Genomic DNA, 24,847 nt, shown 5'->3' on the forward strand with positions numbered 1-24,847 from the left:
TTGACACCATGCCTAAATAATTGTCATTAATCTAGCTTAACGACATGCACTGGTCAAAACATTATCCCTGATTGTCGACAATAACCATTCCAAGAAACTAGCTTCCGATCAGGGTGTCAGATCGCGCACCGCTGGCGTCAATACGTCGGCGTGATAGAATGCCGCGCCTTCGATGGAGTATGGATAGCCCGTCTGCCCCGCCAGCATGGTGCCGGCAGATCAACGAGGAAGCTTGTGCAGCCGTTGCCAGTCGCCTTACCCCGAACCTTGCACAATACCGCGCCAGGACTATGAAACTGACACCCTTTGCTTTGCTGATTAGCCTCCTCCTGTTGCCGGCCCTGAGCCAGGCAGCCGGCAAGACCGTGTACGGTCTGAACGAATATGCTCGCCTTGGCGACCTCGACCTCGAAGTGGCGGCCAAGCTCGACACCGGGGCCAAGACTGCCTCGCTCAGCGCCCGCGATATCAAGCGTTTCAAGCGCAATGGTGAAAGCTGGGTGCGTTTCTATCTGGCCATTGACGCTGCCCATTCCCATCCCATCGAACGCCCGCTGGCGCGCGTTAGCAAGATCAAGCGCAGGGCTGGCGACTACGACGCCGAATCGGGCAAGGCCTACACTGCGCGCCCCGTCATCGAGCTGGACATCTGCATGGGCCAGGCCACGCGCACCATCGAAGTCAACCTCACCGATCGCAGCGCTTTCCAGTTCCCATTGTTGATCGGCTCGGAGGCCTTGAAGCATTTCGACGCCCTGGTCGACCCAAGCCTTAAATATGCGGCCGGCAAACCTGCCTGTGCCACCGACGCTCCCAAAGCAGAGTAATTCCGATGCGCTCTCTTACCCTCCATCTGAAAGTCCTGATCACCGTCCTGGTGTTGCTGGGCGTAGCGGTCACGGCTTATCAGATCTTCGTACTTGGCATCCCGGTGACCGAGGATGAAACGGACGATCTGTGGAACATCGATGCCAAGATCGAATTTGTGGCCAGCACCAAGGACCCGGTAAAGGTCCAGATGTTCGTGCCGCCCCTGAATCGGGATTATGTGAGCCTCAACGAAAGCTTCATCTCCAACAACTATGGTGTGAGCGTCAACCGCGCCGATGGCAACCGCAAGGTCACCTGGTCCGCTCGGCGCGCCAGCGGCAATCAGACCCTGTACTACCGGCTGGTGCTGACCAAGCGCTACAGCACTGAGAAAGCCAAGGTCAAGGGCCCGACTTTCCGCGACAGCCTTGCAGTAGAAGGCCCTGAGAAAATCGCCGCCGAAGCTTTGATGGCACCGATTCGTCAGCATTCGGCTGATGTCGAGACGTTCGTCAGCGAAACCATCAAGCGCGTCAACAACCTCAACGACGACAACGTCAAGCTGCTGCTGGCAGGCGATACCTCGCCGATGAAGAAAGCGCAGGTCATTGACCTGCTGCTGTCCATCGCTCACGTGCCGATGGAGAAGGTGCACACGATCCGCCTGGTGGCCGACACCCCGCAAACCCCGGAACTGTGGTTGCGCAGCTTCAACGGCAATGACTGGCTGTATTTCAACCCCGAAACCGGTGAGCAAGGCCTGCCCAACGATCGGCTGCTGTGGTGGACCGGGGATGACAACCTGATCACGGTCGATGGCGGCAAGCGGGCCAACGTAACCTTCAGCATGAACAACAGCGAGATGAACGCCATCCGCCTGGCCAAGCTGACGGACGAGAACACCGACGCCGACTTCCTCGAATACTCCCTGTACGGGCTGCCACTGCAGACCCAGCAGACCTTCATGATCATGGTCATGATCCCCATCGGCGTGCTGGTGATTCTGGTGCTGCGCAACCTGATCGGCATCCAGACCCTGGGCACTTTCACACCGGTCCTGATCGCCCTGGCCTTCCGCGAAACACAGCTGGGCTTCGGGATCGTGCTGTTCACCGTCATCACCGCGCTTGGGCTATCGCTGCGCTCCTACCTCGAACACCTGAAGCTGCAGATGCTGCCCCGCCTTTCGGTGGTGCTGACATTTGTCGTGGTGTTGATCGCCGCCATCAGCCTGTTCAGCCACAAACTGGGCCTTGAGCGCGGCTTGTCGGTTGCGCTGTTCCCGATGGTGATCCTGACCATGACCATCGAACGCCTGTCGATCACCTGGGAAGAACGCGGCGGCGGTCATGCCATGAAAGTGGCCATCGGCACCTTGTTCGCCGCGTCTCTGGCTCACTTGCTGATGATGGTGCCGGAGCTGGTCTACTTCGTGTTCACCTTCCCGGCCGTACTGTTGATCCTGGTGGGCTTCATGCTGGCAATGGGTCGCTACCGCGGCTACCGCCTGACCGAGCTGGTCCGCTTCAAGGCATTCCTGAAGAAGGCGGACGCCTGATGTTCGGCCTGATCAAGACGTGGAAAGCCCTGGAGGCCCGGGGCATCATGGGTATCAATCGGCGCAATGCAGACTATGTACTCAAGTACAACAAGCGCCACCTGTACCCGATCGTCGACGACAAGATCATCACCAAAGAGCGCGCGCTGGCAGCCGGCATCCACGTGCCGGAAATGTACGGTGTCATCGAGACTGAAAAGCAGATCGAGAAGCTCGACGAGATCATCGGCGGGCGCAGCGACTTCGTGATCAAGCCAGCTCAGGGTGCCGGGGGTGATGGCATCATGGTCATCGCCGACCGTTTCGAAGACCGCTATCGGACGGTGTCCGGCAAGATCATCAGCCATGAAGAAATCGAGCACCAGATTTCCAGCATCCTCACCGGGCTTTACTCGCTCGGCGGCCATCGCGACCGCGCCCTGATCGAGTACAGGGTCACCCCGGACCAGATCTTCAAGAGCATCAGCTATGAAGGCGTGCCGGACATCCGCATCATCGTCCTGATGGGCTACCCGGTCATGGCCATGCTGCGCTTGCCCACGCGCCAGTCCGGCGGCAAGGCCAACCTGCACCAAGGCGCCATCGGCGTAGGCGTGGACCTGGCCACGGGTGTGACGCTGCGAGGTACCTGGCTGAACAACATCATCAGCAAGCACCCCGATACCACCAACGCAGTGGACGGCGTGCAGCTGCCGACCTGGGACGGGTTCATGAAGCTGGCAGCCGGCTGCTATGAGCTGTGCGGCCTGGGCTACATTGGCGTGGACATGGTGCTGGATCAGGAGAAAGGCCCACTGATCCTCGAGCTCAACGCGCGTCCAGGGCTGAACATCCAGATCGCCAACGATTGCGGCCTGACGCAACGCACCCATGCGATCGAGGCGCACCTTGAGGCACTGGCCAAAGAGGGTGTGACCGAAGACGCCGAGCAACGCGTGCGCGTGGCCCAAGGGCTATTCGGCCACAGACCCGGCCACTGAGAAACGGGGCTGGTCACCCGCCCCGGCAAGATGAAGATGGCGAATGTCGCCCTGACGCTAGGCGCAATGCCTGCGCCGGACTACAATCGCCGTCCTCGCTTTTACATCGCCGTCCCTACTGATGCCGACCTGTACGTTGTACGCCCTGCCCTACCAGCCCGACCCGGCTGCCTACTTTTCCTGCCTGCGTGATGCGCCGGGTGCCATTTTGCTCGACAGCGCTCGCCCCGGCGCAGAGCGCGGCCGCTTCGACCTGATAAGCGCGTGGCCCGTGCAGCACCTGCAGGTGCTGGCGGACGAAACGGGGCGCGCCTTCCTGCAACGGTTGCGCGATGCGCTGGCTGCCTTGGGACCTGCACAGCTGCCACCAGAGAGCGAGCTGCCGTTTGCCGGTGGGTTGATCGGTTACCTGAGCTACGATTTTGGTCGTCGGCTTGAACACCTGCCGACCCAAGCGGTGGACGACCTCGGCCTGCCGGATGCCCAACTGGGCGTGTACGCGTGGGCGCTGGCGACCGATCACGCGACCCGTACTAGCCAACTGGTGTTCCATCCAAGCCTGGGCAGTGAAGAGCGTGAGCGACTGGTGCACCTGTTCGAGGAATGCGAGCCTACGGCCAATGGGGCTTTCAAGCTGCTCGCGCCGATGACCGGGGACCTTGCGCCCGAGCAGTACCATGTAGCCTTCGAGCAGGTTCAACGCTACATCCAGGCAGGTGACTGCTACCAGATCAACCTGACCCAACGGTTTCGCGCTGCTTGCCAAGGCGATCCCTGGCGAGCTTATCAAGCGCTTCGCCAGGCGTGCCCAACACCGTTTTCCGGGTTCCAGCAATTGGCAGATGGCAGCGCCTTGTTGAGCTTCTCGCCTGAGCGTTTCATCCGCGTCAGCAAGGGGCATGTGGAAACCCGTCCGATCAAGGGCACCCGTGCGCGGGGCCTGGATGCTGCCGAGGACGCGCGCAATGCCGAGCAGCTACGGCAAAGCCCCAAGGACCGGTCGGAAAACCTGATGATCGTGGACTTGTTGCGCAATGACCTGGGCCGTACGTGCGAGATTGGCTCTGTCAAAGTGCCTGAGTTGTTCAGCCTGGAAACCTACCCCAATGTGCACCACCTGGTCAGCAGCGTGACGGGGACGCTGGCGGCTGACAAGGACGCACTGGACCTGATCGGCGACAGCTTCCCTGGTGGCTCGATCACCGGCGCGCCCAAGATCCGCGCGATGCAAATCATCGATGAGCTTGAACCCACTCGCAGAGCGCTCTACTGCGGATCGCTGCTGTATGTCGATGTCCGCGGCGAGATGGACAGTTCTATCGCCATCCGCAGCCTGTTGATCAAGGACGGCCAGGTCAGTTGCTGGGGCGGTGGCGCCGTGGTGGCCGACTCTGAATGGCAGGCCGAGTACGAGGAGTCGATTGCCAAGGTGCGGGTGCTGATGCAGACCTTGCAGGCGATCTAAGGCGGTTTTACCCCGTCAACCGCTGGACGCACCTCGGCGCGCCCGCAACCAGGGTAGGTTTTTTGTTACCATTGCCTCACTACGAGCGCCCAGCGCCACAGCCAAGATGGAAACCGCCTGATGAGCCAACCTTTCGACGTCGCTGCCCTGGCAGCGGCTTACGCGGACAAATCCCCACAGGACATTCTAAAGCTCGCCTTTGAGCATTTCGGCGACGACCTGTGGATCTCCTTCAGTGGTGCCGAAGATGTGGTGCTGGTGGACATGGCCTGGAAGCTGAACAAGCAGGTCAAGGTCTTCAGCCTCGACACCGGACGGTTGCATCCAGAGACCTATCGCTTCATCGAGCAGGTGCGCGAGCATTATAACTTGCCCATCGAAATCCTGAGCCCCGACCGCAGCAAGCTCGACCCTTTCGTCAAAGACAAAGGCCTGTTCAGCTTCTACCGTGACGGTCACGGCGAGTGCTGCGGCATACGCAAGATCGAGCCCCTGCGCCGCAAGCTTGCGACCGTCAGCGCCTGGGCGACGGGGCAGCGCCGTGACCAGAGCCCAGGGACGCGCAGCCAGGTGGCAGCCCTTGAGGTCGACACAGGCTTCTCCACCCCGGAGCGCACGCTCTACAAGTTCAACCCCCTCGCGCAGATGACCAGCGAAGAAGTATGGGGCTATATCCGCATGCTTGAGCTGCCTTACAACAGCCTGCATGAGCGCGGTTTCATCAGCATCGGCTGCGAGCCCTGCACGCGCCCTGTGCTACCCAATCAGCACGAGCGCGAAGGTCGCTGGTGGTGGGAGGAATCGACCCAGAAGGAATGCGGCTTGCACGCCGGCAATCTGATTACCAAGGCTTGAAACGCGGGCGGCATCAGTAAAAAGGGCCGCTTGACGGCCCTGGCATCCAAGCATCAGTGCACCGGTAGCTCGACACCTTCGAACAGGGCCTCAAGCTCCTGCTTGTTGTGACACTGAATGGCCTTGGCCATCACTTCACGGGTCAGGTGCGGCGCAAACTTCTCGATGAAGTCGCACATGAACCCACGCAGGAAAGTGCCACGCCGGAAGCCGATCTTGGTGATACTGGCCTCGAACAGTTCGCTGGCGTCCAGGGCCACCAGATCACCGTCCAGCTTGGCGTCGACCGCCATGCCCGCAACGATACCCACGCCCAGCCCGAGACGGACATACGTCTTGATCACGTCCGCGTCCGCCGCCGTGAACACCACCTTGGGCGTCAAGCCACGGTTGCTGAAGGCTTCATCCAGCTTGGAGCGCCCGGTAAAGCCGAACACATAGGTAACGATGGGGTACTCGGCCACCGCTTCAAGGGTCAGCTTGGGCAGCTTCGCCAATGGGTGGCCCTGTGGAACTACCACGCAACGGTTCCACTTGTAGCACGGCATCATGATCAGGTCGCCGAACAGCTCGAGCGCTTCTGTGGCGATGGCGAAATCCACCGTACCGTCGGCGGCCATCTCGGCGATCTGCATCGGGGAGCCCTGATGCATGTGCAGGGACACTTCCGGGTACTGCTTGATGAAGCCACTGATCACCGGAGGCAAGGCGTAGCGAGCCTGGGTATGAGTAGTGGCGATGGAGAGCGTGCCCTTCTTCTCGTTGGAGAACTCCTGGGCGATCTGCTTGATACTTTCGACCTTGCGCAGGATCTCGCCAGCGGTGTTGATGATGCGCTCTCCAGCCGGGGTGACACGCGTCAGATGCTTGCCGCTGCGAGCAAATACCTCGACGCCCAGTTCGTCTTCGAGCAGGCGAATCTGCTTGCTGATCCCCGGCTGCGAGGTATACAGGCTTTGCGCTGTCGCGGAGACGTTGAGGTCATGGTGCGCTACTTCCCAGATGTAGCGCAGTTGTTGAAGCTTCATAGGTTTCCCTCAGTTCAGCATGGGTCAGCGGCAGCGGGCAGCGACGATATATAACTATATTAGTGGTAATCGCAATAAATCTAGAACTATTTTGTTACACAGCTTGGAATATGCCTACAGCGTAATTCAGGCCTTCCTACGACCTAAATGCTGTGCCAAAGGGACCATGTAGACCGGCACCGGCGAAAGCTGTAGCAGTCTGACCGCGGTCCTACCCAAGGGCACGTCCACGCCGGCCCCGGCGCTGTGGCTGCCGAAGACAAGCAAGTCGACGCTCAGACGCTGCGCCTGATCCAGGATCACTTGCGCAGGGTCGCCCTGGCGTACGCGTACCGCCTTGAGCACTGCCAGATCGGCTTGCTCCCCCAGCTCTTCTCGAAAATTTTCCAGTACACGCTGCTCGATGTTGGCCATTACCGTGCCTACGCCCTGGCTGTGCAGCTGATCAAGGGTGTGTTCATCCAGGTAACTTTGCAGGAGGGATTCAGCAAACTGGCCCATCGGTTCGACCGCATGAATCACGTACAACTCGGCACCGAATGTGCGCGCCAACGCAAGCGCATGCTGCATCACGAATGGCGCATAGACGCCGAGGTCTGTGGCGTACAGCAGAGAGCGGATCATTCGACCTCCTCGACTGCCATGGCGGCAGGGCAAGCTTGAGCTTAGCAGCGCATCAGCGCCTCGCTTGCCAAGGCTGATGCATGACTGCGCCTAGCGCATGGTCCCTTCACTGCGTTTACCGAGGTACGTCAGCGACTGGTACAACATCTCCATGCGGGGCAAATGGCAACCTGCCGCCTGGACGCGGGCCAGAGGTGCTGCATAGATGGCTTCTATTTCGAGCGGCCGATGGTGAACATGGTCGTGGTACATGCTGGGCCAGTAATCCGGCATGCGCTCGGTCATGCTCAGCAGCTGCTGGGCGTAGCCTGCGGGCATGACATGACCACAAGTGGCGGCGCCCCCTATCACCTCCTCCATCAAGGCTTGCACCAGCGTGCGAGCATGGCTGTCGCCCAGCAGCTGGGCCGTGCTGGCATCGAGCAGCACTGACAAGCCGTTGAATGGGACGTTCCAGACCAGCTTCTGCCACCGTGCGCCAGCCAGATCAGGCATGCCGACGGCATTCACCCCCGCAGCCTGGAACAATGAAACCCCCTGCTCCACCAGGCGGCGTCCGCCATCGCTACTGGGGCCGCTGTGGTAACCCAGGTTCACGGTGCCTAACGCCTGATGGCGAATCACGCCGGGCGCCTGGCGGTCGGCGCAGACGAAGCACAACCCGCCAAGCAAGTGCATGTCAGCACGAAGCAACGGGCGCAGTTGCGCTTCGACATCCAGTCCGTTCTGCAGCAGGACCACGTTCGCATCCGGTGCAGCGGCCTGCACGATCAGCGGTGCCAGTTGAGGGTTGCCAGTGGCTTTGGCACCTATCAATAGCCAATCGCACGGCGGCATTTGCGCGGCGTCGGCGTAGCAATTCACGTTGCCATGCAGCTGCCCATGGACAGCACTGTGTACGGTCAGCCCATGCTGACGGACCGCTTCGTACTCGCTTCTGAGCAAAAAGTGCACATTGAAGCCGGCCTTTGCCAGCAACAGCCCGTAAAAGCCGCCTATGGCGCCACTGCCGATGATGCCAATCCGGGGGTTGCGCGCGCGCATGCGGTTCTCCTTCTCATGTCAGGCTGTTTTCACACCGGTCAAGCACCTTCGCGCAGGTCAATGTTCGCTGTCCACCCCGCCGCCCGGAAAAACCCCGTCTGCGCGGGGCAATGCCCATTGTGGCGCAAACGCTAACGCGCTAAGGTTCGGCTCCCCGCTGCGATTATTCTTGCTGCTGGGCCGCACGGGGATAGCTGGCGGCCGGCACCCGTGACCTGACGAGTAACACGATGGCTGATTTACCGATCGATGACTTGAACGTTGCATCCAACGAGACGCTGATCACCCCCGACCAGCTCAAGAAGGAAATTCCCCTTAGCGCCCAGGCCCTGCAGACCGTGACTGCTGGCCGTGACGTGGTGCGCAATATTCTCGATGGCAAGGATCACCGCCTGTTCGTCGTGGTCGGCCCTTGCTCCATCCACGACATCAAGGCCGCGCATGAGTACGCAGAGCGCCTTAAGGCCCTGGCCGAAGAAGTGTCGGACACGTTGTACCTGGTCATGCGTGTGTATTTCGAGAAGCCGCGTACCACTGTGGGCTGGAAAGGTCTGATCAACGACCCCTATCTGGACGACTCCTTCAAGATTCAGGATGGCTTGCACATCGGTCGCAAGCTGCTGCTCGACCTCGCCGAAATGGGGCTACCCACAGCCACTGAGGCACTGGACCCGATTTCCCCTCAGTACCTGCAGGACCTGATCAGCTGGTCAGCCATCGGTGCACGTACCACCGAGTCGCAGACCCATCGCGAAATGGCCTCTGGCCTGTCGTCGGCTGTCGGCTTCAAGAACGGTACCGACGGTGGCTTGACCGTCGCCATCAACGCCCTGCAGTCGGTGTCCAAGCCGCACAGGTTCCTTGGGATCAACCAGGAAGGTGGCGTTTCCATCGTGACCACCAAGGGCAACCCCTACGGGCATGTCGTGCTTCGCGGCGGCAACGGTAAACCCAATTACGACTCGGTCAGTGTCGCCCTGTGCGAACAGGACCTGGCCAAGGCCAAGATCAAGGCCAACATCATGGTCGACTGCAGCCATGCCAACTCCAACAAGGATCCGGCATTGCAACCGCTGGTGATGGAAAACGTAGCGAACCAGATTCTGGAGGGCAACCAATCGATTATCGGGTTGATGGTCGAGAGCCATCTGAACTGGGGCTGCCAGTCCATTCCCAAGGACTTGTCGCAGTTGCAGTACGGCGTCTCCGTGACGGACGCCTGCATCGACTGGTCAGCGACTGAGAAGACGTTGCGCAGCATGCGCACGAAGTTGAAGGACGTACTGCCTCAGCGCAATCGCGCCTGAGACCTCAAGGGGCCATCCAGGCCCCGTTGCCCGAAGCAGTGGTCACACCTTGCTGGCGTGACGCTGCTGACGCTCCATGTAACGTTCCACGTACGAGCACGAGGGTATCACCGTGTAGCCCATCTGCTCGGCATACTGCAGCGCGCGCTCGGTCAGGGCAGCGGCGATCCCACGTCCACGCAAGGCGTTGGGTACGAACGTGCGGTAGATGTCCAGCGTCTGCTTACCCAAGTCCATGTAGGTGAGGTAGGCACGATGACCGTCCACGTTGGTCTCGAACTGATGACCCGCCTGGTCATGGTGGATGGTCAGCGCTTCGCTCATCACTACTCCTTGCGGGCCTTTCCGGCAGACCCTTAGCCTGATCGATGGTCAATACCCGGCACACTTGGCACATGCATCATCTGTTGCGCGTTGGACCGCTGGACGTCTGCGTTCGTTCGGGCTTTCTGTAAACCCACATACTAGGCGCATACCCGTGGATTGCTCAAGTGAAGCGCTTTGAATGAATGCAAGCTACCAACCGCTTACGCTGTTAAGTGTGACGTTAGCTTTGCCGACAAATGATGTACGACTAAGACGCACAAAGACAGTAGAAGTCACCCTTAGTTCAACACGAAAGTTGCCGTTAGTGTCGTGTTGCACCGCTGCCTCGGGGCTGGGAGCCACTGGCCAGTGTGGGCGCAGACACTGCGCACTGTTTTTTTTTGCAGTTCTTGCGTTCAGTCAGTTTACTTACTACAAGTAATGGGTACTATGTACGCCGGCCAGTTTCTCTTTTCTGAGAGATGGCTCATTAATAGAAAGTCCTTGAAGGGGAACACGATGAACAACGTTCTGAAATTCTCTGCTCTGGCTCTGGCCGCAGTTCTGGCTACCGGTTGCAGCAGCGTCTCCAAAGAAACCGAAGCTCGCCTGACTGCAACCGAAGACGCAGCAGCCCGCGCACAAGCTCGTGCCGATGAAGCCTACCGCAAGGCTGACGACGCACTGGCAGCCGCTCAGAAAGCTCAGCAGACCGCTGACGAAGCCAATGAGCGCGCACTGCGCATGCTGGACAAAGCCAGCCGCAAATAATAGTCCTTCGGGGCTGTTATCAAGCCGACCCCCTTGGGGGTCGGCTTTTTTTTGGTTTCGAAATCGCACGTTGGCGCGATGCGCCGCCCAAGACGCCTGGTGCGCCTTGGCAACGCCGTTCGCACAGCGGGTTACTGCATCTCCTCTGGAAGCGTCGAGACCATGGGTGTGGCGCCCTGATTGTCGACGGGCACGGCAATCTCCACCGGCATACCGTCTTCAGCAGCCACGACATCGCGAACCATGTCCCAGTTCATGCGCAGGTTATTGGCCAGGTCTTCGCGCTTGAGCAACGCGTTGATGACCGCCGTATGCTTGTCGACCACCGACGGATTGCCCTGATCATCCAGCGGCGTATGGGCTTCGAGGTATACCTTGCCCCCGCTCAACCCGAACTTGTACGGTTCGTTGATGATGCGAACCGGCGTACCCACTGGCACCATGCCCGACAGTTCCAGCACATTGTTGTTGAGCATGCGGAAGCAGCCATGGCTGGTACGCATGCCAATCCCGAATTTCTTGTTTGAGCCGTGGATCAGATAACCTGGTACGCCCAGGGTGAACTTGAAGGGCCCGAGCGGGTTGTCCGGGCCGGCCGGAACCACGGCAGGCAAGATGTCGCCATCGGCCGCATGTTCGGCCCGAATCGACGCCGGCGGCGTCCAGGTGGGGTTTGGCGTCTTGGCGATGATCTTGGTATTGGCAATTGGCGAACCCCAGCCTTCGCGACCGATCCCCAGCGGGAAGGTGTGCACGACATTCTCGCCCTTGGGGTAATAATACAAGCGGTATTCGGCAAGGTTGATGACGATACCTTCGCGAGGGCCCGGTGGCAGGATGTAGCGCGCGGGCAAGATGATTTCGGTGCCGGCGCCAGGCAGCCAGGGATCGACGCCCGGGTTGGCGGCGATCATCTCCAGATAGCCCAGATCATTGGCCGTACCGATATCGGCGAATGTATCCTCGTACTTGGCCTTGATCACATGCACCTGACCGACGATGTCGTCCCCAGGTGGCGGCAGTGGCAACTCCAGTGCGACAGTGGGCCCCGCTACCAGCAAGGCGGCCAGGGACAGGCTACGAGTGACGGCGGGAAAGCGCGGCAACATCCGGTAAATCCTTTGGAAGGTGGGACGAAAGCCATGATTGTACACCCCCGCCCCAAGCAGCGGGAGGCACCCGGAGCCCGACACGGTTACAGATGATGAAAGGTGCGCGCCTAGACTGCCTGCAGCTGGGGCCAGATCGGCCGCATGCCCCGCCGTTGCGCGTCCAGAATGGCACGGCACAGCTCGCACAGTCGGGTATCGCGATAGATGGTGCGTGGTACGCCGGACCAGCGAGGGTGCGCGGGCAATAAACCCCCGCACAATGTTCTGTCTACCGGCACGCCGAGTTCGAGCTGCCGCGCGACCAGGTGAACGCGACTTTCCTGGCAGGCGAACAGGTCAAGCTGTTCGTCGGGCTCGATCAATTGGTAGGCGAAAAGGGACCAGGCAGGGCGCGGCATCGGGGGTACTCGGAACGGGGGGCGCAACATTAGCCCAAACCCGCCCCCGTTTAAAGCGTCAGAGCAACGGTTTAAGCACCGGCCAGGCATTTTCCAGCAGCCGCTGCTGGGCGCCCTGGGCGGGATGGATGCCGTCGGCCTGCATCAACTCAGGAACGCCCCCTACCCCTTCCAGGAAAAACGGCACCAGGGCCACCTGCTTGTCCTTGGCCAGCTCCTCGTACACCTTGGCAAAGGCCGTGGTATAGCGAACACCATAGTTGGGAGGCAGCTGCATGCCCAACAGCAGCACCTTGGCACCTGCCTGGCGCGACTGATCGACCATTGAGGCAAGGTTTTGTCGCAATTGCGCTGGCGGCTGCCCGCGCAACCCATCGTTGCCTCCCAACTCCAGCACCACCACCGCCGGCTTGTGCGCCGCCAGCAACGCAGGCAGCCGCGCTTGCCCGCCGGCGCTGGTGTCGCCACTGATCGACGCGTTGACCACTTTGTCGTCGAAACCTTCCTGGCGCAGGCGGGTCTGCAACAAGGATGCCCACCCGTAGCGGGTATCCAGGCCAAAACCTGCGCTGATACTATCACCGACAATCAGCACCGTTCCCGCAGTCGCGCTCTGGGCCAGGCAATACAGGGCCAGGCCGGCACTCATCAACCACATTCGCATCGGATTCTCCATGGGCCCCAGCATGCTCGTTGCGCAGCACCTTAGCAAAGTGGTCACCAGCGCGGAAGGTGAACTCACCATCCTGCACCCCCTATCGCTGGAGCTGGCCGCGGGGGACAGCCTTGCCATCGTCGGCGCCTCAGGTTCAGGCAAGTCGACCCTGCTTGGGCTGCTGGCCGGGCTTGATCAGCCCAGCGAAGGTTCGGTGACGCTCGCCGGACACGACCTTGGCGCGCTCGATGAGGACCAGCGGGCGCGCATCCGGGCCGAGCACGTGGGCTTCGTGTTCCAGTCATTCCAGTTGCTCGACAGCCTCAATGCACTGGAAAACGTGATGTTGCCGCTGGAACTGCATGGCCGCGCAGACGCGCGCGATCACGCGCGCACCTTGCTCGAACGCGTAGGCCTAGGGCAACGGCTGAGCCATACGCCGCGGCAACTGTCGGGCGGTGAGCAACAGCGGGTGGCCCTAGCCCGAGCCTTCGCCGCTCAGCCCGCCGTGCTGTTTGCCGACGAACCGACGGGCAACCTCGACAGCCACACGGGCGAGCGTATCAGCGACCTGCTGTTCGAGTTGAATCAGGAGCGCGGCACCACGTTGGTCCTGGTAACCCACGACGAGCGACTGGCGCACCGTTGTCACCGTCATATCCGCCTGGACGCGGGCCAGTTGGTCAGCCCCCTGGAGGCCGGATGAAGGGCATGCCGGCGTCGCGCCTGCTGGGGCTGGCCTGGCGGCAGCTGCTGCGTGATCTCAGGGCCAGTGAAGTTCGGGTGTTGTTCTTCTCGCTCCTGGTCGCCGTAGCGGCCAGTACTGCCATCGGGTATTTTGGCGCACGGCTCAACGGTGCCATGCAATTGCGCGCCAGTGAGTTTCTGGGCGCCGACCTGGTGCTGCAAGGCAGCGCCCCAGCGGCGGCGTCACAAATTACGGTAGGCAAGGCCTTGGGGCTGCATCACGCCCAAGTGGTCGAATTCACCAGCGTGGTCGGCGCAGATAACGGTATCCAGCTCGCGGGGGTAAAGGCCGCCGATAACGCCTATCCACTGCGTGGCCAGGTGCGCAGCGCCGCCGAGCCTTATGCCGAGGAAAACCCAGGCGGCGGGCCGGCAGCCGGCGAGGTGTGGGTAGAGCCCCGGCTGCTGGCGGCATTGGGCATGAACATCGGCGACAGCATCGATGTGGGCATGAAGACCCTGCGCATGAGCCGCGTGCTGACCTATGAACCGGATCGGGCGAACAACTTCTACAGCCTGACCCCACGGGTGATGATGAACCTGGCGGACCTGCCGGCGACCGGTGTGATCCAACCCGGCAGCCGCGTGACTTACCGTGACCTGTGGAGCGGCCCTGCCGCGGCATTGGCGCAATACCGTGCCAGCGTCGATAACACGCTTTCGGCCAGCCAGCGGTTGCGCGACACCCGCGATGGCAACCAGCAAATCGGCGGCGCACTGGGCAAAGCCGAGCGCTACCTGAACCTTGCCAGCCTCGTTGCAGTATTGCTGGCCGGTGTCGCCGTGGCGCTGTCTGCCAGCCGCTATGCCGCCAGGCGCCTGGACGCCAGCGCCCTGCTTCGTTGCCTGGGACTGTCGCGGCGCCAGGCACTGCTCCTGTACAGTTTGCAGCTGGCCATGCTCGGGTTTGCAGCGGCGATCGTGGGGGCCGCAGTAGGCTGGCTCGCGCAGCTGGGTTTGTTCGAGCTGCTGCACGGATTACTGCCCAGCGACGTACCGCCAGGCAGCCTGTGGCCGGCCTTGGCTGGAATCGCCACGGGCCTGGTCGCGCTGACAGGCTTTGCCCTGCCGCCGATTGCAGCTTTGGGTAAAGTGCCCCCGTTGCGGGTGTTGCGTCGTGACTTGCTCCCTGTCCCTCCCAGCAGCTGGCTGGTCTACGGTGCAGCCTTGTTCGCCCTGGGTCTTATCATGTGGCGGCTAAGCCTTGACCTGCTGCTGACCTTCGCACTCCTGGCAGGTGGCCTGGCGGCGGCCCTGGTCCTGGGCGGGTTGCTGTGGCTGGGTTTGCGCAGCCTGCGTCGGCTCCTGTCAGGGGCGCCGTTGGCCTGGCGGCTAGGGCTGGGCCAGCTGCTTCGCCACCCCACGGCCGCCGCTGGGCAGGCCCTGGCCTTCGGGCTGATCCTGCTGGCCATGGGCCTGGTCGCGCTGCTGCGTGCAGAGCTGCTCGACACCTGGCAGGCACAGCTGCCTGAAGACGCCCCGAATTATTTCGCACTCAATATTCTGCCTGACGATCAGGATCGCTTCGCCCAACAGCTCAAACAGATCAACGCCGCTGCTGCTCCTCTGTACCCGGTCACCCCGGGGCGGCTGATCGAGATCAACCAGCAGCCCGTTCAACAGATCGTCACGAAGGACTCCGCAGGCGAACGCGCCGTGCAACGTGACCTGAGCCTGACGTGGGCGGCGCAGTTGCCTGACGGCAACCAATTGACCGGTGGCCATTGGTGGCAAGGGTCACCAACCGATGTCGAGGTACCTGGCGTATCGGTAGAGGCCCAGCTCGCCGAAAGTCTTCAGCTGAAGTTGGGCGACACACTCACGTTCGATATTGGTGGCCAGCAACGTCAGGCCAAGGTGATCAGTCTGCGCAGCGTGCATTGGGACAGCTTCCAGCCCAACTTCTACATGATCTTCCAACCCGGCACATTGCAAGGGCTGCCTACGACCTATCTGACGAGTTTTTACCTCTCCCCCGGGCATGATCAGGAGATCGTCGCCCTGTCACGCGCATTTCCTGCGGTGACCATCCTCCAGGTCGATGCATTGCTCGCCCAATTGCGCAGCATACTTGCCCAGGTCACGCTGGCAGTAGAGTATGTGCTGCTGTTCGTACTGGCCGCGGGATTGGCCGTTTTGTTCGCAGGCCTTCAAGCCACCTTGGATGAGCGCATTCGCCAAGGTGCGCTCTTGCGTGCCCTGGGAGCCCAACGCCAGTTGCTGGTCAAGACACGGCGCATCGAATTCGGCTTGCTGGGGGCTTTGAGCGGTTTGCTGGCGGCGCTAGGGTGCGAGCTGATTACCTTGGTGTTGTATCACTACGCTTTCGCACTGCCCTGGAGCCCGCACCCGTGGTTGCTGCTCATGCCCGTCGCAGGCGCGCTGTTGGTAGGCTGCGCGGGTGTGCTCGGCACTCGCCGCGCACTTGATGCCTCACCGCTCACCGTCCTGCGTGAAGGGTGAAGCCAAGGCGGTCCTGCGTGACTCGGGACCGTCTTGCCGACGTGCCAGGCTTACGGCGAGCAGCTGCCCAGGCCGTGCTTCTCCAAATACCGCTGCTGGTCTTGGTCAGCCACCTGAAGGTGCGATGCCCTCTGGCTCGATCCCGATGTGTTCATGAAGTTGTTCGATATGCTCAGGGCGGATACCGCAGCACCCGCCTATGATCGTGGCGCAGGTGAAAGGCGCCACAGCATAACTGTTGGCCGTCACGATCCGCGCCGGCGCTTATGAACATCTTATGCGCCTGGAGCACGTGCTCTGGGGGCTCGATCAGCCCAAACGCCAACCGTTCCGGCTGCCTGAAGGGGGTTCCGCTGCGCTTGAGCACCTGCTCCATCCCACCGTCAAGCAGGTGATTGCGATAAGCCATTTGCATTGGTGACAAGCGCCGAGGGCGAAGGTCGCCAAGCCTGACGCACCTGGCGCCTGCGGGTTGGAGAAGCCTCGCAGATCACCAGGCTGTCGAACGAGTACCACGCCTGTGAAACGGCGGTGAACGGTTGGCTGAAAAAGCGTTGAAAAACTACGCGGCCTTGCAACCCAGGCTGCGCATCAGATCGCGGGTTGCGTCGAGAAAGACCTCGTTGATCGCCTCGGCACACTCTGGCGTCAAGCGGCTTGAAGGGCCTGACAGCACCAATGCCCCGACCAGTTCATCGCCTGCCCCGTAGACGGGAAAGGCTACCGAAGCCGCATGCGGGTCCGTGGCCCCCATCGAGAAAAACGGCTTCTGCATGGTGATGCCGCTGGCAAACGGTGTACGCAAGGCCTGGGCGCCGGCAGCATCGTCCATCGGACGCATATCGCCAGGTTGAACGTGCATGCGTAGGCGATGGGGGGAGTTCACCCGGTACTGACACATGCGGTAGGCGCCGTGGCGCACGTAGAACGACGCGGTTTCACCCGTACGCTCGGCCAGAAGGTGCAGCCTGGGCATCACGTGCCGCTCCAGATCAATACCCTCTTCGTACACGGCGTTAAGCCGCATCACTTCACTGGCCAGCTGGTAGCGACCGTCGGCCATGCGGTTGACATAGCCGTGATTCTCAAGCGAAACCATCAGGCGCATGATGGTACTTTTGATCAGCCCGGTACGCTCGACGAGCTCGACGAGCGTCAGCGCCGTGTCCCCCACCTGAAACGCAGAAAGTACCGTCAGCACGCGGTCGGCCGAAGCCACTCCATTGACCGCGGGACGCGGCCGGACATTTACCATCGAGAGTTCCTCACCTGTGAATGATGCAAGTCATTGTCGGCATTGAAAGCGCCCATTATCTGGCAATGCCCTGACGACCGCCATCACAGCTGACCACATCGATTGGGTGGTTGCGCAATCTGCAGCCAGTCGTCCGGGGCTTCTTGCAAGCATGCGGACGCACCATGAACTCGGCCAAGGCCATGACGTGGCTCAGCTGCACGGACCATTCACCGCTGACTCCAGTGCTTGATCCAGTGCTTGAACATGGCGCATCTGGGCGGTTAACGTCTGTAGCCTCCCGGCTACCCTGTGCCACCTCCCCGTGCGCGCAGCGACAATGTTGGCCGGGTTCGGATATGGAAAAAAGCAAACATGGCAACTGACCTCATCACCGAAGCAGGCTACCAAGCCCTGAAAGATGAACTGGACTGGCTTTGGCGAGATGAGCGACCAGAGATCACGCGCAAAGTGACCTGGGCGGCGTCACTGGGCGATCGCAGTGAAAATGCGGACTACCAGTACAACAAGAAAAGGTTGAGGGAAATCGACCGTCGTGTCCGCTACCTTCGCAAGCGCATCGAGAACCTGCGCGTGGTGCCTTACTCGCCCGCGCAGGAAGGAAAAGTGTTTTTTGGAGCATGGGTGACCATCGCCAACGAGCACGACCAAAGCAAGCGGTTCCGAATCGTTGGCGCGGATGAAATCTACGACCGCAAGGACTTCATCTCCATCGACTCACCGATGGCCCGGGCCTGCATAGGCAAGTGCGTCGGGGACGAGATCATGGTGCGCACACCCACGGGAGAAGCCTACTGGGACGTCACCGACATTCAATACGATGCACACGAAGCCGCGCCACGATTCGTCAAACCCTGATCGCTTTGCACCGTCGCAGGAGACGGCAGACTTTCAGCGTGCCGTGATCAGCCCTTGGCGCGCGATACGGACCAGATGGCCGATCACTTCGGCCGAGGCCTCGGGCGCGGGCGCTTGAATCACGGCAAGGTCGAACCGGTCATTGGCGTACTGGGCGAAATGCTCGCCGGTCTCGGCGAACTGGATCAGGAATGCACGGGCCTGGCCTCGTCGACGAGACAAGCCTTCAAGGTGGCGCAAAAGTGTGGGCTGGTGCGCCCCCCCAAGCAGGATGCGCGGGGTGCGCGACGCCTGACTGACAGGCAGAGGGCTTAGACAGACACTGGTACGTGGGCAACTCATGGTGAATTCTCCGCCTCGCCAATCTCGCTGGGCAGCGGTGGGAGGCGTCACCGAACCAGCGCTTTAGCGGTATTTCGGGACACCCCTCGGGCGTCTCTGCGCCCCGCAAGTAGCTGTTTAAATCGGCGCAGGCGTCATGCTAGAGCGATTGAACCGAACATGCAAGCGCACGATTCTGGCCAATTGCCCGCCTCGGTGCAGCCTCGCTTAGTGCTTGCCCTTGGGCTCCAGCACCCGCCGCTCCCGATTGAACGCCAGGAAGTACTTGTTCACGCTGTTGACGAAGTTGACCGGCCCCATGCCCACCTGCTCCATGGCGATGCGTTCGGTCTGGAAGAACCATTGGTTACCGTTGAGCCCACGCTTGCGCGCTTCGGCGCGCATGGCTTGCACGCGCTCGGGCCCCAGGTTGTAGGCGGCCAACACGAACGCCATGCGCTCACGTTCATTGATGCGGGGGCTGGAGAAGAACTTGCGACGGATCAGGGCCAGGTAACGCGCACTGGCCTGAACGTTGCCGTCCACCGTCTTGATGTTACTGACCCCGACCCGCTGGGCAGCCGCCGGCGTGATTTGCATCAACCCGTGTGCGCCCCCTGCCCCCCGCGCGGCCGGGTTGAGGGTCGACTCCTTGAATGCCAAGGCGGCAAGGTTGAGCCAGTCGATCTGCTGCGCCTGGCCATGCTTTTGCAACACGGCGCTGACCGAGGCCAGCCGTTGACGGTCCTGGCGGGCGAGCGGGTTGTGTACCCGGTACTGACGCCGATAGATGCGTTCGAATGCTGCATCCTCGTTGTCAGGGGCGCGATAGTTCTGTAGGAAGCGGTCGACCGATGCCTGCAACTGCGGCGAGTCACGACCAACGTACCAGCGCATGGCTTGCGAGGGCCCCAGGTGCACGCGCAGGTTGACACGCAGCTTCGGCATGACCTTTGACCAGCGGCGGGCGATCGGCTGTTCGACCACGGTCAAGTGATAGATACCGGCCTGGACCATCTCCAGCACATCCTCGATCGCTAGGGTCGGATCGACCCACTCCACCTTGACCGGGGGACGCTTGCGCATGGCCAGACGCTGGTTCAGTTGCTCGATCAACGGGCCCGCGGCACTGGCGCTTGTCAGCGCGATGGTGCGACCTGACAATTGTTCCGCCTGGCTGAAGGCGCGCCCCCCCTTGCGCCCAACCAACACCAGCGCCACCTGATCACGCACTGGGGCAGTTGCTACTACGTTACGCACCGTGGCAGGATCGAGCAGTTCCCCTGGTGCAGCCAAATCGCCTTCGCCGCGCCCCAGTGCGCCTAGGAGCTGCTCCTTGGCGCGTGGGATCAGTTTGAGCTCGATACGCTGGCTGTCCTCTACCCGGGCATTGAGAAAGTGCTCGAGCGCGCGCAAGCGGTAGTACTCGACGCCCACTGGCTCGCCTTTCACTTCTCCAGAGCTGTTGCGGCTTTGATTGACCAGCACGCGCAAGACCTTGCTGCTGCGAATGTGCTGGAGGTCGCGGGCATTGGCCGGCGCAATGTGATGCTGCGGGCCCGGTGGACGTACCTGCGTCTGCGCTTGGCTGACCAGAGGCAACCCTAACAGCAGCATGAACATGAGCCAGTAGCGTGGCATTTGAGGTATCCGTCGTGAGTGGGTGGCCAGCATGACGTTCGCCACGTTTGGGCTTGAGGTCAAAAAGACCATGCCCTGGACTTGAAGTTCTTGGACAGCCAGTTCGGCACGGGCTTTTGCTATGCTGGCGTCCCTGCGGCACGAGGTAGCACCATGCAATTGATCGATATTGGCGTCAACCTGACCAACAGCAGTTTCGATGGCCGCCAAGCGGAAGTGGTCCACCGCGCCTTGGAAGCGGGCGTCGAGCAAATGGTCCTGACGGGCACCAGCCTGCCTGTGAGTGAACAGGCCATTGTCCTTTGCCAGCAACTGGACAGCGCGCAGACTCACCTGTTCGCGACGGCTGGCGTTCACCCGCACGATGCAAACAGCTGGAACAGCCAGAGCGAACAGCACATGCGCCAACTGCTCGCCGAGCCGCGGGTGCGCGCCGTGGGCGAATGCGGCCTGGACTTCAACCGCGATTTCTCTCCACGCCCTGCGCAGGAGAAGGCCTTGCACGCCCAGCTGGCATTGGCCGTGGAGTGCCAACTTCCGGTGTTTCTCCATGAGCGCGACGCCAGTGAGCGCCTGCTGGCCATCCTCAAAGAGTATCGCGACCACTTAAAAGCAGCCGTGGTCCACTGTTTCACCGGGGAACGTGCTGCGCTGTTCAGCTATCTGGACCTGGACCTGCACATCGGCATCACTGGCTGGATTTGTGATGAACGGCGCGGGACGCACCTGCATGGATTGGTGGGCAGTATACCCACCGGCCGCTTGATGCTGGAGAGCGATGCCCCCTATTTATTGCCGCGCAGCCTGCGCCCCAAGCCCAAGAACGGGCGTAACGAGCCGGCGTACCTGCCTGAGGTCCTGCGAGAAGTGGCACTGCACCGCAGGGAAACCCTGCAAGATACCGCCGCGCACACTACTGCCACGGCTAAGGCATTCTTCGAATTGCCGTCGCAATCCTGATATCTCTTGATACATATCAACACCCCTCGAGTCGCCGCGGGCACAATGATGGCACCTTGCCAATATTGTTTCCGCTCAACTCAGAGAAGACCTGCCCATGGGTGCCTGGCTTAGCAATGTTTCCCTGAAATACAAGTTCTGGGCGGTCAACGCCGTCGCTTTCGTGACCACCTTGCTGCTGGTGCTGTACGCCGTCCATCTGGAGCAGCGCGCCCGTGCTGAAGGCGCTGAACATCAAGCAAACGCCCAGGCAAACCTGCTGGCAGCGTGGCCACAAGGCCAACCGTTGCCTCTTTCGGCAAGCGTCATCACCTGGGGTGCAGGGCAGATGCCCTCCTTTGCCGGCGAGCCCCTGGAGGCCTTGCGCGGCGCTCAGGGCTGGATAGCGCTGCCCTCCAACCAACTGTTGGGACAAGACCCCATTCAGGGCGCTCATGTGCTGCAGAGAGGTGATCAGCGTGTTGCCGTGATCGCCCAGTCACCCAGCCTGCGCCAGGTCTTCATCGATCGATTTACGCATTACGCGGTGTGCGTGTTGATTCTGATGCTGGCCATGCTCGCCGCTTCGCAACTGCTGATCCGCTTTCTACTCAGCCAACTCAACACGCTCAAGGACGTGATGCTGCATGTGGAAAAAACCGGTGATCTGGCGGCGCGTGTACCACTGGCCGGCGGTGACGAAGTCGGTCAGATGGCGGGCGCCTTCAACGCCATGCAGGGCACCTACCACCGTATCGTCAGCACCGTCGCCACCACCGCAGCACAGCTCGACTCAGGTGCCGCGCGTCTTGCGGCCAGCATGAACGAGGTGCGTCACGGCATGCTCGGCCAGCAAAGCGAAACCGACCAAGCCGCGACAGCCATCAATGAAATGTCCGCCACTGTCTACCATATCGCCCAGCATGCAGGGGCGACCCGCGATCTGTCCCAGACTGCCGACACGCTCGCCGGCGGTGGGAAAGACGTGGTCAATCGCGTGCAGACGTCCATTGCCGGGCTTTCCAGCGGCGTTCAGCAGACCGCCGAAATGATCCGTCAACTCGCCGAAGACAGCCAGAAGATCAATGGTGTGGTCAGTGTCATTCACAGCATTGCCGAGCAGACCAACCTGCTGGCATTGAACGCGGCCATAGAGGCGGCCCGTGCCGGTGACCTGGGTCGTGGGTTTGCCGTGGTGGCCGATGAGGTCCGCAACCTGGCCAAACGCGTTCAGTCATCTACCGACGAGATCACTACCATGGTGTCTGCCCTGCAGTCAGGCACGCGTGATGCGGTCGAGTTTATGCAGGAAAGCTCCTACAAAGCAGACGATTGTGTGAAACAGGCCCAGGAAGCAGGAGCGGCATTGGCCGAGATCACTGGGGCAGTGGCGCAGATGCGTGAAAGCAACACCCAGATCGCCGTGGCTGCCGAACAACAGAGCCAGGTGGCAGAGGAAATGAACCGTGCCGTCGTCAGCATCCGTGATGTGACCGAGCAAACCGTGCAGCAGACCGTAGGTTCGGCCACCACCAGTTCGGAACTTGCGACACTGGCCGGGGCGCTGAACAAGGCTATAGGTCAACTGAAGCTATAACGGTCATAGGCAGTGGCGATTGGCTCTGGCCGCGCCTGCACACTACGCTTTGGGCATGACCGAGAGGAAATGCCCATGAACAAACGTCTACCCAATCTGCTCGCCTGGCAATGGCGCGGCTACCCGCACAGTCATCGTCACCCTGCAAACCTGGTGCTGCATTTGATTGCGGTTCCGCTGTTCATTCTGGGCGTCCTGTTGATCGTGTCCGGATTGTTAGGGCTGGATATCGTGCAGCTGGCGGTCGGCGTGCTCGCCCTGGTCGCGGCCCTTGGACTTCAACGTCACGGCCATCGCCTGGAAGCTGATACCCAAGAGCCCTTCATCAACCGCACCGACCGTGTTCAACGTGTACTCAGCGAGCAGTTCATCACGTTCCCGCGTTTTGTGGTGAGTGGCGCGTGGTGGCAGGCCTGGCGCGACCGTCACAAGCCTCGGCGGTGACGGGCATCACCCAAACACCGTCACCGTTTGCCTGCTCAAGGCCAACAATGCGCCGTCTGCACTCCATAATGCAGCGGCCGCATGGCCATATCCCTCGCGTGCGTATTCGGTTTCCACACGGTACTGGCACCAATCGCCAGCGTTCAGCGAGCGTACAGACTGGACGAATTCGATGGTCCAGGTAAGTGTACTGCCGGCTGCAGGCTGTCTGAGCATGGGCAGAACGCTAGGTGGCCAGGCGTCTACCAACGCCAGCAGGTGCGCCTCGTTCATTTCCCCGTCTTGCAGGTCACGCAGGCGCACCCAGCCCCCCATGGTGCGCGAGTCATTGCCGCTGAACGGAAGACCACCGATCGCCCAGCGCAACTCCAGGTTTTTCATGAATTGCGGTGTCACACCTGGGATATGAGGCAATGGTGCTGCACTCGCCTCAAGCGCCGGCATTTCTGGTGCAGGTACGGCGGGTACGGACACGGCAGAGCTTCGTGCAGCCCCGAAACTGCCCTGTACCAGCGTCACCACCTGTCCTTGCTGCACGGCGCGGCCCAGCAGCGTGCTGACACCCGTGCCATGGCGCAATAGCTCGACCTCCAGCCGAATCGGGGTATCTGCCGAGGCAGGACTCACGAAAGTAATGGCCAGTGAGCGCACCGGGCGGTCATGACCTAGCCGGGAACGCATCGCCTCGAACACCATGGCAGCCATCAGGCCGCCAAAAATCGCTCGCCCCTGGCCCCAGCCTGCCGGCACGCGCACGCTGTCGGGATGAGCTCTGGCAGCCTTGAGCACTTGTTCGAACGTCATTGGGCAGCTCCTGCACGAGTAACGGTGCTCCCATCCTAGCCGGCCCTGGCCCCTGCAACAGCCTTCATATCGGTCATTGTCCGGGCTTGCGACGGGCCAACGCAGCACCCAACGCGTCCAGCGTGCTGTCCGACCGCCGCTCGGCCTCTTCCAACTGGTGTTGCCATCCGCTAATGCAGCCCGCCAGATCGGCGTGCTGTTGCGCTTGCAGCAACCATTGCAGACGGTCATGCCAATCCCCCAGATCGCCCTGTGCTCGTTTCAGGGTGCGTTTGAGCTTCTTCGGGGCGTGGCCGAACTGGGGGTAGGCTTCGTCTGCGTACCGCGCTCGTTTGATCAGCAACCGCAACCGGTGACGATCGTGATTGGGATCCTGCAAGGCCTCGGTCAGCTTGCGCCACTGTTTGCGCAAGCGTTTCTCGATACGCTTGTCCAACGCCTGAATCAGGCCATCGCGATCTGCGCCACGCAAAAACGCGGGAAACGCATCCACCGCCCCCAGTAACCGGGTCAGCTGCGGGCTGCGTGCGACGCTGGCGTAGGATGGCCCTCGCCCTTGCAGACGCCTGCGCCCGGCCTGCTCGAACCCTTGGGTAATGAGGGCGGCGCCCAGCACTTCGGCATCGCGCAGCGGCGTGGTGAGCGTCCCTAGCGCCTTGGCGGCACTTTCGAGTTGCTCCACACCAGGCAGCCCGCGCAGTGGTCGTACCAGGCTGCGCAGGCGGCGCACGGTGGTGCGCAGGTCGTGCAGGGCTTCACTGTCGGTGTCGACCGCCAGGCGTTCGCGGCACGCCAGGAGCCTGACGTGCAAGGTGATGATCTGGGCGATGAGGTGATCAAGCATGTCAGACATGTGGCAACCCTC

At 61.4% G+C, this 24,847-nt stretch carries 26 protein-coding genes; 13 read left to right on the forward strand and 13 right to left on the reverse strand.

Annotation, left to right across the window (positions count from 1 at the left end):
- The first annotated feature begins 290 nt into the window (after positions 1-290).
- From B2Y33_RS15520 to B2Y33_RS15540, 5 genes are all read left to right on the forward strand, one after another.
- Entirely contained in the window at positions 291-827 is a 537-nt protein-coding gene (locus tag B2Y33_RS15520) for an ATP-dependent zinc protease (RefSeq protein WP_027914608.1), read from the forward strand.
- A 5-nt stretch (positions 828-832) separates the two neighbouring features.
- Entirely contained in the window at positions 833-2,368 is a 1,536-nt protein-coding gene (locus B2Y33_RS15525) for an inactive transglutaminase family protein (RefSeq protein WP_027914607.1), read from the forward strand.
- Complete coding sequence (locus B2Y33_RS15530; protein WP_023536214.1) at positions 2,368-3,348, forward strand: alpha-L-glutamate ligase-like protein; 981 nt, start codon at positions 2,368-2,370, stop codon at positions 3,346-3,348. The genes B2Y33_RS15525 and B2Y33_RS15530 overlap by 1 nt, the downstream gene beginning before the upstream one ends.
- Before the next feature lie 121 nt (positions 3,349-3,469).
- Positions 3,470-4,813, forward strand: a complete 1,344-nt coding sequence (gene pabB, locus B2Y33_RS15535; RefSeq protein WP_206405362.1) for an aminodeoxychorismate synthase component I — start codon at positions 3,470-3,472, stop codon at positions 4,811-4,813.
- Between the two features lie 120 nt (positions 4,814-4,933).
- Positions 4,934-5,668 carry a phosphoadenylyl-sulfate reductase gene (locus tag B2Y33_RS15540; RefSeq protein ID WP_027914605.1) on the forward strand — a complete coding sequence of 245 codons (735 nt, stop codon included), beginning with the start codon at positions 4,934-4,936 and terminating at the stop codon, positions 5,666-5,668.
- Positions 5,669-5,721: 53 nt separating this feature from the next.
- Here B2Y33_RS15540 and cysB read toward each other — a convergent pair whose 3' ends face one another.
- From cysB to B2Y33_RS15555, 3 genes are all read right to left on the reverse strand, one after another.
- Entirely contained in the window at positions 5,722-6,696 is a 975-nt protein-coding gene (gene cysB, locus B2Y33_RS15545; RefSeq protein ID WP_023536044.1) for an HTH-type transcriptional regulator CysB, read from the reverse strand.
- Positions 6,697-6,822: 126 nt separating this feature from the next.
- Entirely contained in the window at positions 6,823-7,320 is a 498-nt protein-coding gene (locus B2Y33_RS15550; protein ID WP_027914604.1) for a universal stress protein, read from the reverse strand.
- A 90-nt stretch (positions 7,321-7,410) separates the two neighbouring features.
- A complete protein-coding gene (locus tag B2Y33_RS15555; protein ID WP_206405363.1) occupies positions 7,411-8,364 on the reverse strand; it encodes a putative 2-dehydropantoate 2-reductase in 954 nt (317 codons plus the stop codon).
- Positions 8,365-8,594: 230 nt separating this feature from the next.
- On the opposite strand from B2Y33_RS15555, the gene B2Y33_RS15560 reads away from it, so the two are divergent.
- Positions 8,595-9,671, forward strand: a complete 1,077-nt coding sequence (locus B2Y33_RS15560; protein WP_027914602.1) for a 3-deoxy-7-phosphoheptulonate synthase — start codon at positions 8,595-8,597, stop codon at positions 9,669-9,671.
- Between the two features lie 42 nt (positions 9,672-9,713).
- On the opposite strand, the gene B2Y33_RS15565 is transcribed toward B2Y33_RS15560, so the two are convergent.
- Positions 9,714-9,995, reverse strand: coding sequence for a GNAT family N-acetyltransferase (locus B2Y33_RS15565; RefSeq protein WP_023536046.1), 282 nt, complete (start codon positions 9,993-9,995; stop codon positions 9,714-9,716).
- Positions 9,996-10,496: 501 nt separating this feature from the next.
- Here B2Y33_RS15565 and oprI point away from each other — a divergent pair.
- Positions 10,497-10,748, forward strand: coding sequence for an outer membrane lipoprotei OprI (oprI, locus tag B2Y33_RS15570; protein WP_003259780.1), 252 nt, complete (start codon positions 10,497-10,499; stop codon positions 10,746-10,748).
- A gap of 131 nt (positions 10,749-10,879) precedes the next feature.
- On the opposite strand, the gene B2Y33_RS15575 is transcribed toward oprI, so the two are convergent.
- From B2Y33_RS15575 to B2Y33_RS15585, 3 genes are all read right to left on the reverse strand, one after another.
- Entirely contained in the window at positions 10,880-11,857 is a 978-nt protein-coding gene (locus B2Y33_RS15575; RefSeq protein WP_206405364.1) for a L,D-transpeptidase family protein, read from the reverse strand.
- A gap of 110 nt (positions 11,858-11,967) precedes the next feature.
- Positions 11,968-12,258 (reverse strand): hypothetical protein, encoded by a 291-nt coding sequence (locus tag B2Y33_RS15580; RefSeq protein ID WP_027914600.1) that lies wholly within the window; start codon positions 12,256-12,258, stop codon positions 11,968-11,970.
- A 58-nt stretch (positions 12,259-12,316) separates the two neighbouring features.
- On the reverse strand, positions 12,317-12,922 hold the full coding sequence (locus tag B2Y33_RS15585) for an arylesterase (RefSeq protein WP_027914599.1): 606 nt from the start codon (positions 12,920-12,922) through the stop codon (positions 12,317-12,319).
- 10 nt (positions 12,923-12,932) lie between these two features.
- On the opposite strand from B2Y33_RS15585, the gene B2Y33_RS15590 reads away from it, so the two are divergent.
- Both B2Y33_RS15590 and B2Y33_RS15595 read left to right on the forward strand, forming a co-directional pair.
- Complete coding sequence (locus B2Y33_RS15590; protein WP_027914598.1) at positions 12,933-13,619, forward strand: ABC transporter ATP-binding protein; 687 nt, start codon at positions 12,933-12,935, stop codon at positions 13,617-13,619.
- The gene (locus B2Y33_RS15595; protein WP_027914597.1) at positions 13,616-16,123 is read left to right on the forward strand and encodes an ABC transporter permease; all 2,508 of its coding nucleotides are present in this window, start codon (positions 13,616-13,618) and stop codon (positions 16,121-16,123) included. The genes B2Y33_RS15590 and B2Y33_RS15595 overlap by 4 nt, the downstream gene beginning before the upstream one ends.
- A 105-nt stretch (positions 16,124-16,228) precedes the next feature.
- Here the strand turns inward: B2Y33_RS15595 and B2Y33_RS23275 are convergent, their stop codons facing one another.
- Both B2Y33_RS23275 and B2Y33_RS15600 read right to left on the reverse strand, forming a co-directional pair.
- On the reverse strand, positions 16,229-16,372 hold the full coding sequence (locus B2Y33_RS23275) for a homocysteine S-methyltransferase family protein (protein ID WP_158545152.1): 144 nt from the start codon (positions 16,370-16,372) through the stop codon (positions 16,229-16,231).
- 313 nt (positions 16,373-16,685) lie between these two features.
- On the reverse strand, positions 16,686-17,378 hold the full coding sequence (locus tag B2Y33_RS15600) for an IclR family transcriptional regulator (protein ID WP_027914595.1): 693 nt from the start codon (positions 17,376-17,378) through the stop codon (positions 16,686-16,688).
- 354 nt (positions 17,379-17,732) lie between these two features.
- Between B2Y33_RS15600 and greB the strand changes: the two genes are divergently transcribed.
- Positions 17,733-18,236 (forward strand): transcription elongation factor GreB, encoded by a 504-nt coding sequence (gene greB / locus B2Y33_RS15605; protein ID WP_049696270.1) that lies wholly within the window; start codon positions 17,733-17,735, stop codon positions 18,234-18,236.
- A gap of 33 nt (positions 18,237-18,269) precedes the next feature.
- Here the strand turns inward: greB and B2Y33_RS15610 are convergent, their stop codons facing one another.
- Both B2Y33_RS15610 and B2Y33_RS15615 read right to left on the reverse strand, forming a co-directional pair.
- A complete protein-coding gene (locus B2Y33_RS15610) occupies positions 18,270-18,578 on the reverse strand; it encodes a hypothetical protein (protein WP_027914594.1) in 309 nt (102 codons plus the stop codon).
- Positions 18,579-18,785: 207 nt separating this feature from the next.
- A complete protein-coding gene (locus B2Y33_RS15615; protein WP_027914593.1) occupies positions 18,786-20,198 on the reverse strand; it encodes a transglycosylase SLT domain-containing protein in 1,413 nt (470 codons plus the stop codon).
- A gap of 153 nt (positions 20,199-20,351) precedes the next feature.
- Here B2Y33_RS15615 and B2Y33_RS15620 point away from each other — a divergent pair, with 153 nt between their 5' ends.
- The 3 genes from B2Y33_RS15620 to B2Y33_RS15630 all read left to right on the forward strand — a co-directional run bounded on the left by B2Y33_RS15620 (position 20,352) and on the right by B2Y33_RS15630 (position 23,178).
- The gene (locus B2Y33_RS15620) at positions 20,352-21,158 is read left to right on the forward strand and encodes a TatD family hydrolase (protein ID WP_027914592.1); all 807 of its coding nucleotides are present in this window, start codon (positions 20,352-20,354) and stop codon (positions 21,156-21,158) included.
- Between the two features lie 97 nt (positions 21,159-21,255).
- Positions 21,256-22,734 carry a methyl-accepting chemotaxis protein gene (locus tag B2Y33_RS15625; RefSeq protein ID WP_027914591.1) on the forward strand — a complete coding sequence of 493 codons (1,479 nt, stop codon included), beginning with the start codon at positions 21,256-21,258 and terminating at the stop codon, positions 22,732-22,734.
- A gap of 75 nt (positions 22,735-22,809) precedes the next feature.
- A complete protein-coding gene (locus B2Y33_RS15630; RefSeq protein WP_027914590.1) occupies positions 22,810-23,178 on the forward strand; it encodes a hypothetical protein in 369 nt (122 codons plus the stop codon).
- A gap of 6 nt (positions 23,179-23,184) precedes the next feature.
- On the opposite strand, the gene B2Y33_RS15635 is transcribed toward B2Y33_RS15630, so the two are convergent.
- Together B2Y33_RS15635 and B2Y33_RS15640 are read right to left on the reverse strand one after the other, a co-directional pair.
- Entirely contained in the window at positions 23,185-23,982 is a 798-nt protein-coding gene (locus B2Y33_RS15635; RefSeq protein ID WP_027914589.1) for an acyl-CoA thioesterase, read from the reverse strand.
- 73 nt (positions 23,983-24,055) lie between these two features.
- The gene (locus B2Y33_RS15640; protein ID WP_027914588.1) at positions 24,056-24,835 is read right to left on the reverse strand and encodes a CHAD domain-containing protein; all 780 of its coding nucleotides are present in this window, start codon (positions 24,833-24,835) and stop codon (positions 24,056-24,058) included.
- Positions 24,836-24,847 lie beyond the last annotated feature (12 nt).

The sequence above is a fragment of the Pseudomonas sp. UBA5666 genome, assembly GCF_002420785.1.
GTDB lineage: Bacteria > Pseudomonadota > Gammaproteobacteria > Pseudomonadales > Pseudomonadaceae > Aquipseudomonas > Aquipseudomonas fulva.

Bases quoted from the DNA above. Each gene is read 5' to 3' on its own strand.
- B2Y33_RS15595 (WP_027914597.1), top strand. From the start codon at position 13,616: ATGAAGGGCATGCCGGCGTCGCGCCTGCTGGGGCTGGCCTGGCGGCAG.
- B2Y33_RS15640 (WP_027914588.1), bottom strand. From the start codon at position 24,835: ATGTCTGACATGCTTGATCACCTCATCGCCCAGATCATCACCTTGCAC.
- greB (WP_049696270.1), top strand. From the start codon at position 17,733: ATGGCAACTGACCTCATCACCGAAGCAGGCTACCAAGCCCTGAAAGAT.
- B2Y33_RS15555 (WP_206405363.1), bottom strand. From the start codon at position 8,364: ATGCGCGCGCGCAACCCCCGGATTGGCATCATCGGCAGTGGCGCCATA.
- B2Y33_RS15560 (WP_027914602.1), top strand. From the start codon at position 8,595: ATGGCTGATTTACCGATCGATGACTTGAACGTTGCATCCAACGAGACG.
- B2Y33_RS15540 (WP_027914605.1), top strand. From the start codon at position 4,934: ATGAGCCAACCTTTCGACGTCGCTGCCCTGGCAGCGGCTTACGCGGAC.
- B2Y33_RS15590 (WP_027914598.1), top strand. From the start codon at position 12,933: ATGGGCCCCAGCATGCTCGTTGCGCAGCACCTTAGCAAAGTGGTCACC.
- B2Y33_RS15600 (WP_027914595.1), bottom strand. From the start codon at position 17,378: ATGGTAAATGTCCGGCCGCGTCCCGCGGTCAATGGAGTGGCTTCGGCC.
- B2Y33_RS15630 (WP_027914590.1), top strand. From the start codon at position 22,810: ATGAACAAACGTCTACCCAATCTGCTCGCCTGGCAATGGCGCGGCTAC.
- B2Y33_RS15635 (WP_027914589.1), bottom strand. From the start codon at position 23,982: ATGACGTTCGAACAAGTGCTCAAGGCTGCCAGAGCTCATCCCGACAGC.
- B2Y33_RS15615 (WP_027914593.1), bottom strand. From the start codon at position 20,198: ATGCCACGCTACTGGCTCATGTTCATGCTGCTGTTAGGGTTGCCTCTG.
- B2Y33_RS15520 (WP_027914608.1), top strand. From the start codon at position 291: ATGAAACTGACACCCTTTGCTTTGCTGATTAGCCTCCTCCTGTTGCCG.
- B2Y33_RS15585 (WP_027914599.1), bottom strand. From the start codon at position 12,922: ATGCGAATGTGGTTGATGAGTGCCGGCCTGGCCCTGTATTGCCTGGCC.
- pabB (WP_206405362.1), top strand. From the start codon at position 3,470: ATGCCGACCTGTACGTTGTACGCCCTGCCCTACCAGCCCGACCCGGCT.
- oprI (WP_003259780.1), top strand. From the start codon at position 10,497: ATGAACAACGTTCTGAAATTCTCTGCTCTGGCTCTGGCCGCAGTTCTG.
- B2Y33_RS15565 (WP_023536046.1), bottom strand. From the start codon at position 9,995: ATGAGCGAAGCGCTGACCATCCACCATGACCAGGCGGGTCATCAGTTC.
- B2Y33_RS15525 (WP_027914607.1), top strand. From the start codon at position 833: ATGCGCTCTCTTACCCTCCATCTGAAAGTCCTGATCACCGTCCTGGTG.
- B2Y33_RS15620 (WP_027914592.1), top strand. From the start codon at position 20,352: ATGCAATTGATCGATATTGGCGTCAACCTGACCAACAGCAGTTTCGAT.
- B2Y33_RS15575 (WP_206405364.1), bottom strand. From the start codon at position 11,857: ATGTTGCCGCGCTTTCCCGCCGTCACTCGTAGCCTGTCCCTGGCCGCC.
- B2Y33_RS15530 (WP_023536214.1), top strand. From the start codon at position 2,368: ATGTTCGGCCTGATCAAGACGTGGAAAGCCCTGGAGGCCCGGGGCATC.
- B2Y33_RS15625 (WP_027914591.1), top strand. From the start codon at position 21,256: ATGGGTGCCTGGCTTAGCAATGTTTCCCTGAAATACAAGTTCTGGGCG.
- cysB (WP_023536044.1), bottom strand. From the start codon at position 6,696: ATGAAGCTTCAACAACTGCGCTACATCTGGGAAGTAGCGCACCATGAC.
- B2Y33_RS15610 (WP_027914594.1), bottom strand. From the start codon at position 18,578: ATGAGTTGCCCACGTACCAGTGTCTGTCTAAGCCCTCTGCCTGTCAGT.
- B2Y33_RS15580 (WP_027914600.1), bottom strand. From the start codon at position 12,258: ATGCCGCGCCCTGCCTGGTCCCTTTTCGCCTACCAATTGATCGAGCCC.
- B2Y33_RS15550 (WP_027914604.1), bottom strand. From the start codon at position 7,320: ATGATCCGCTCTCTGCTGTACGCCACAGACCTCGGCGTCTATGCGCCA.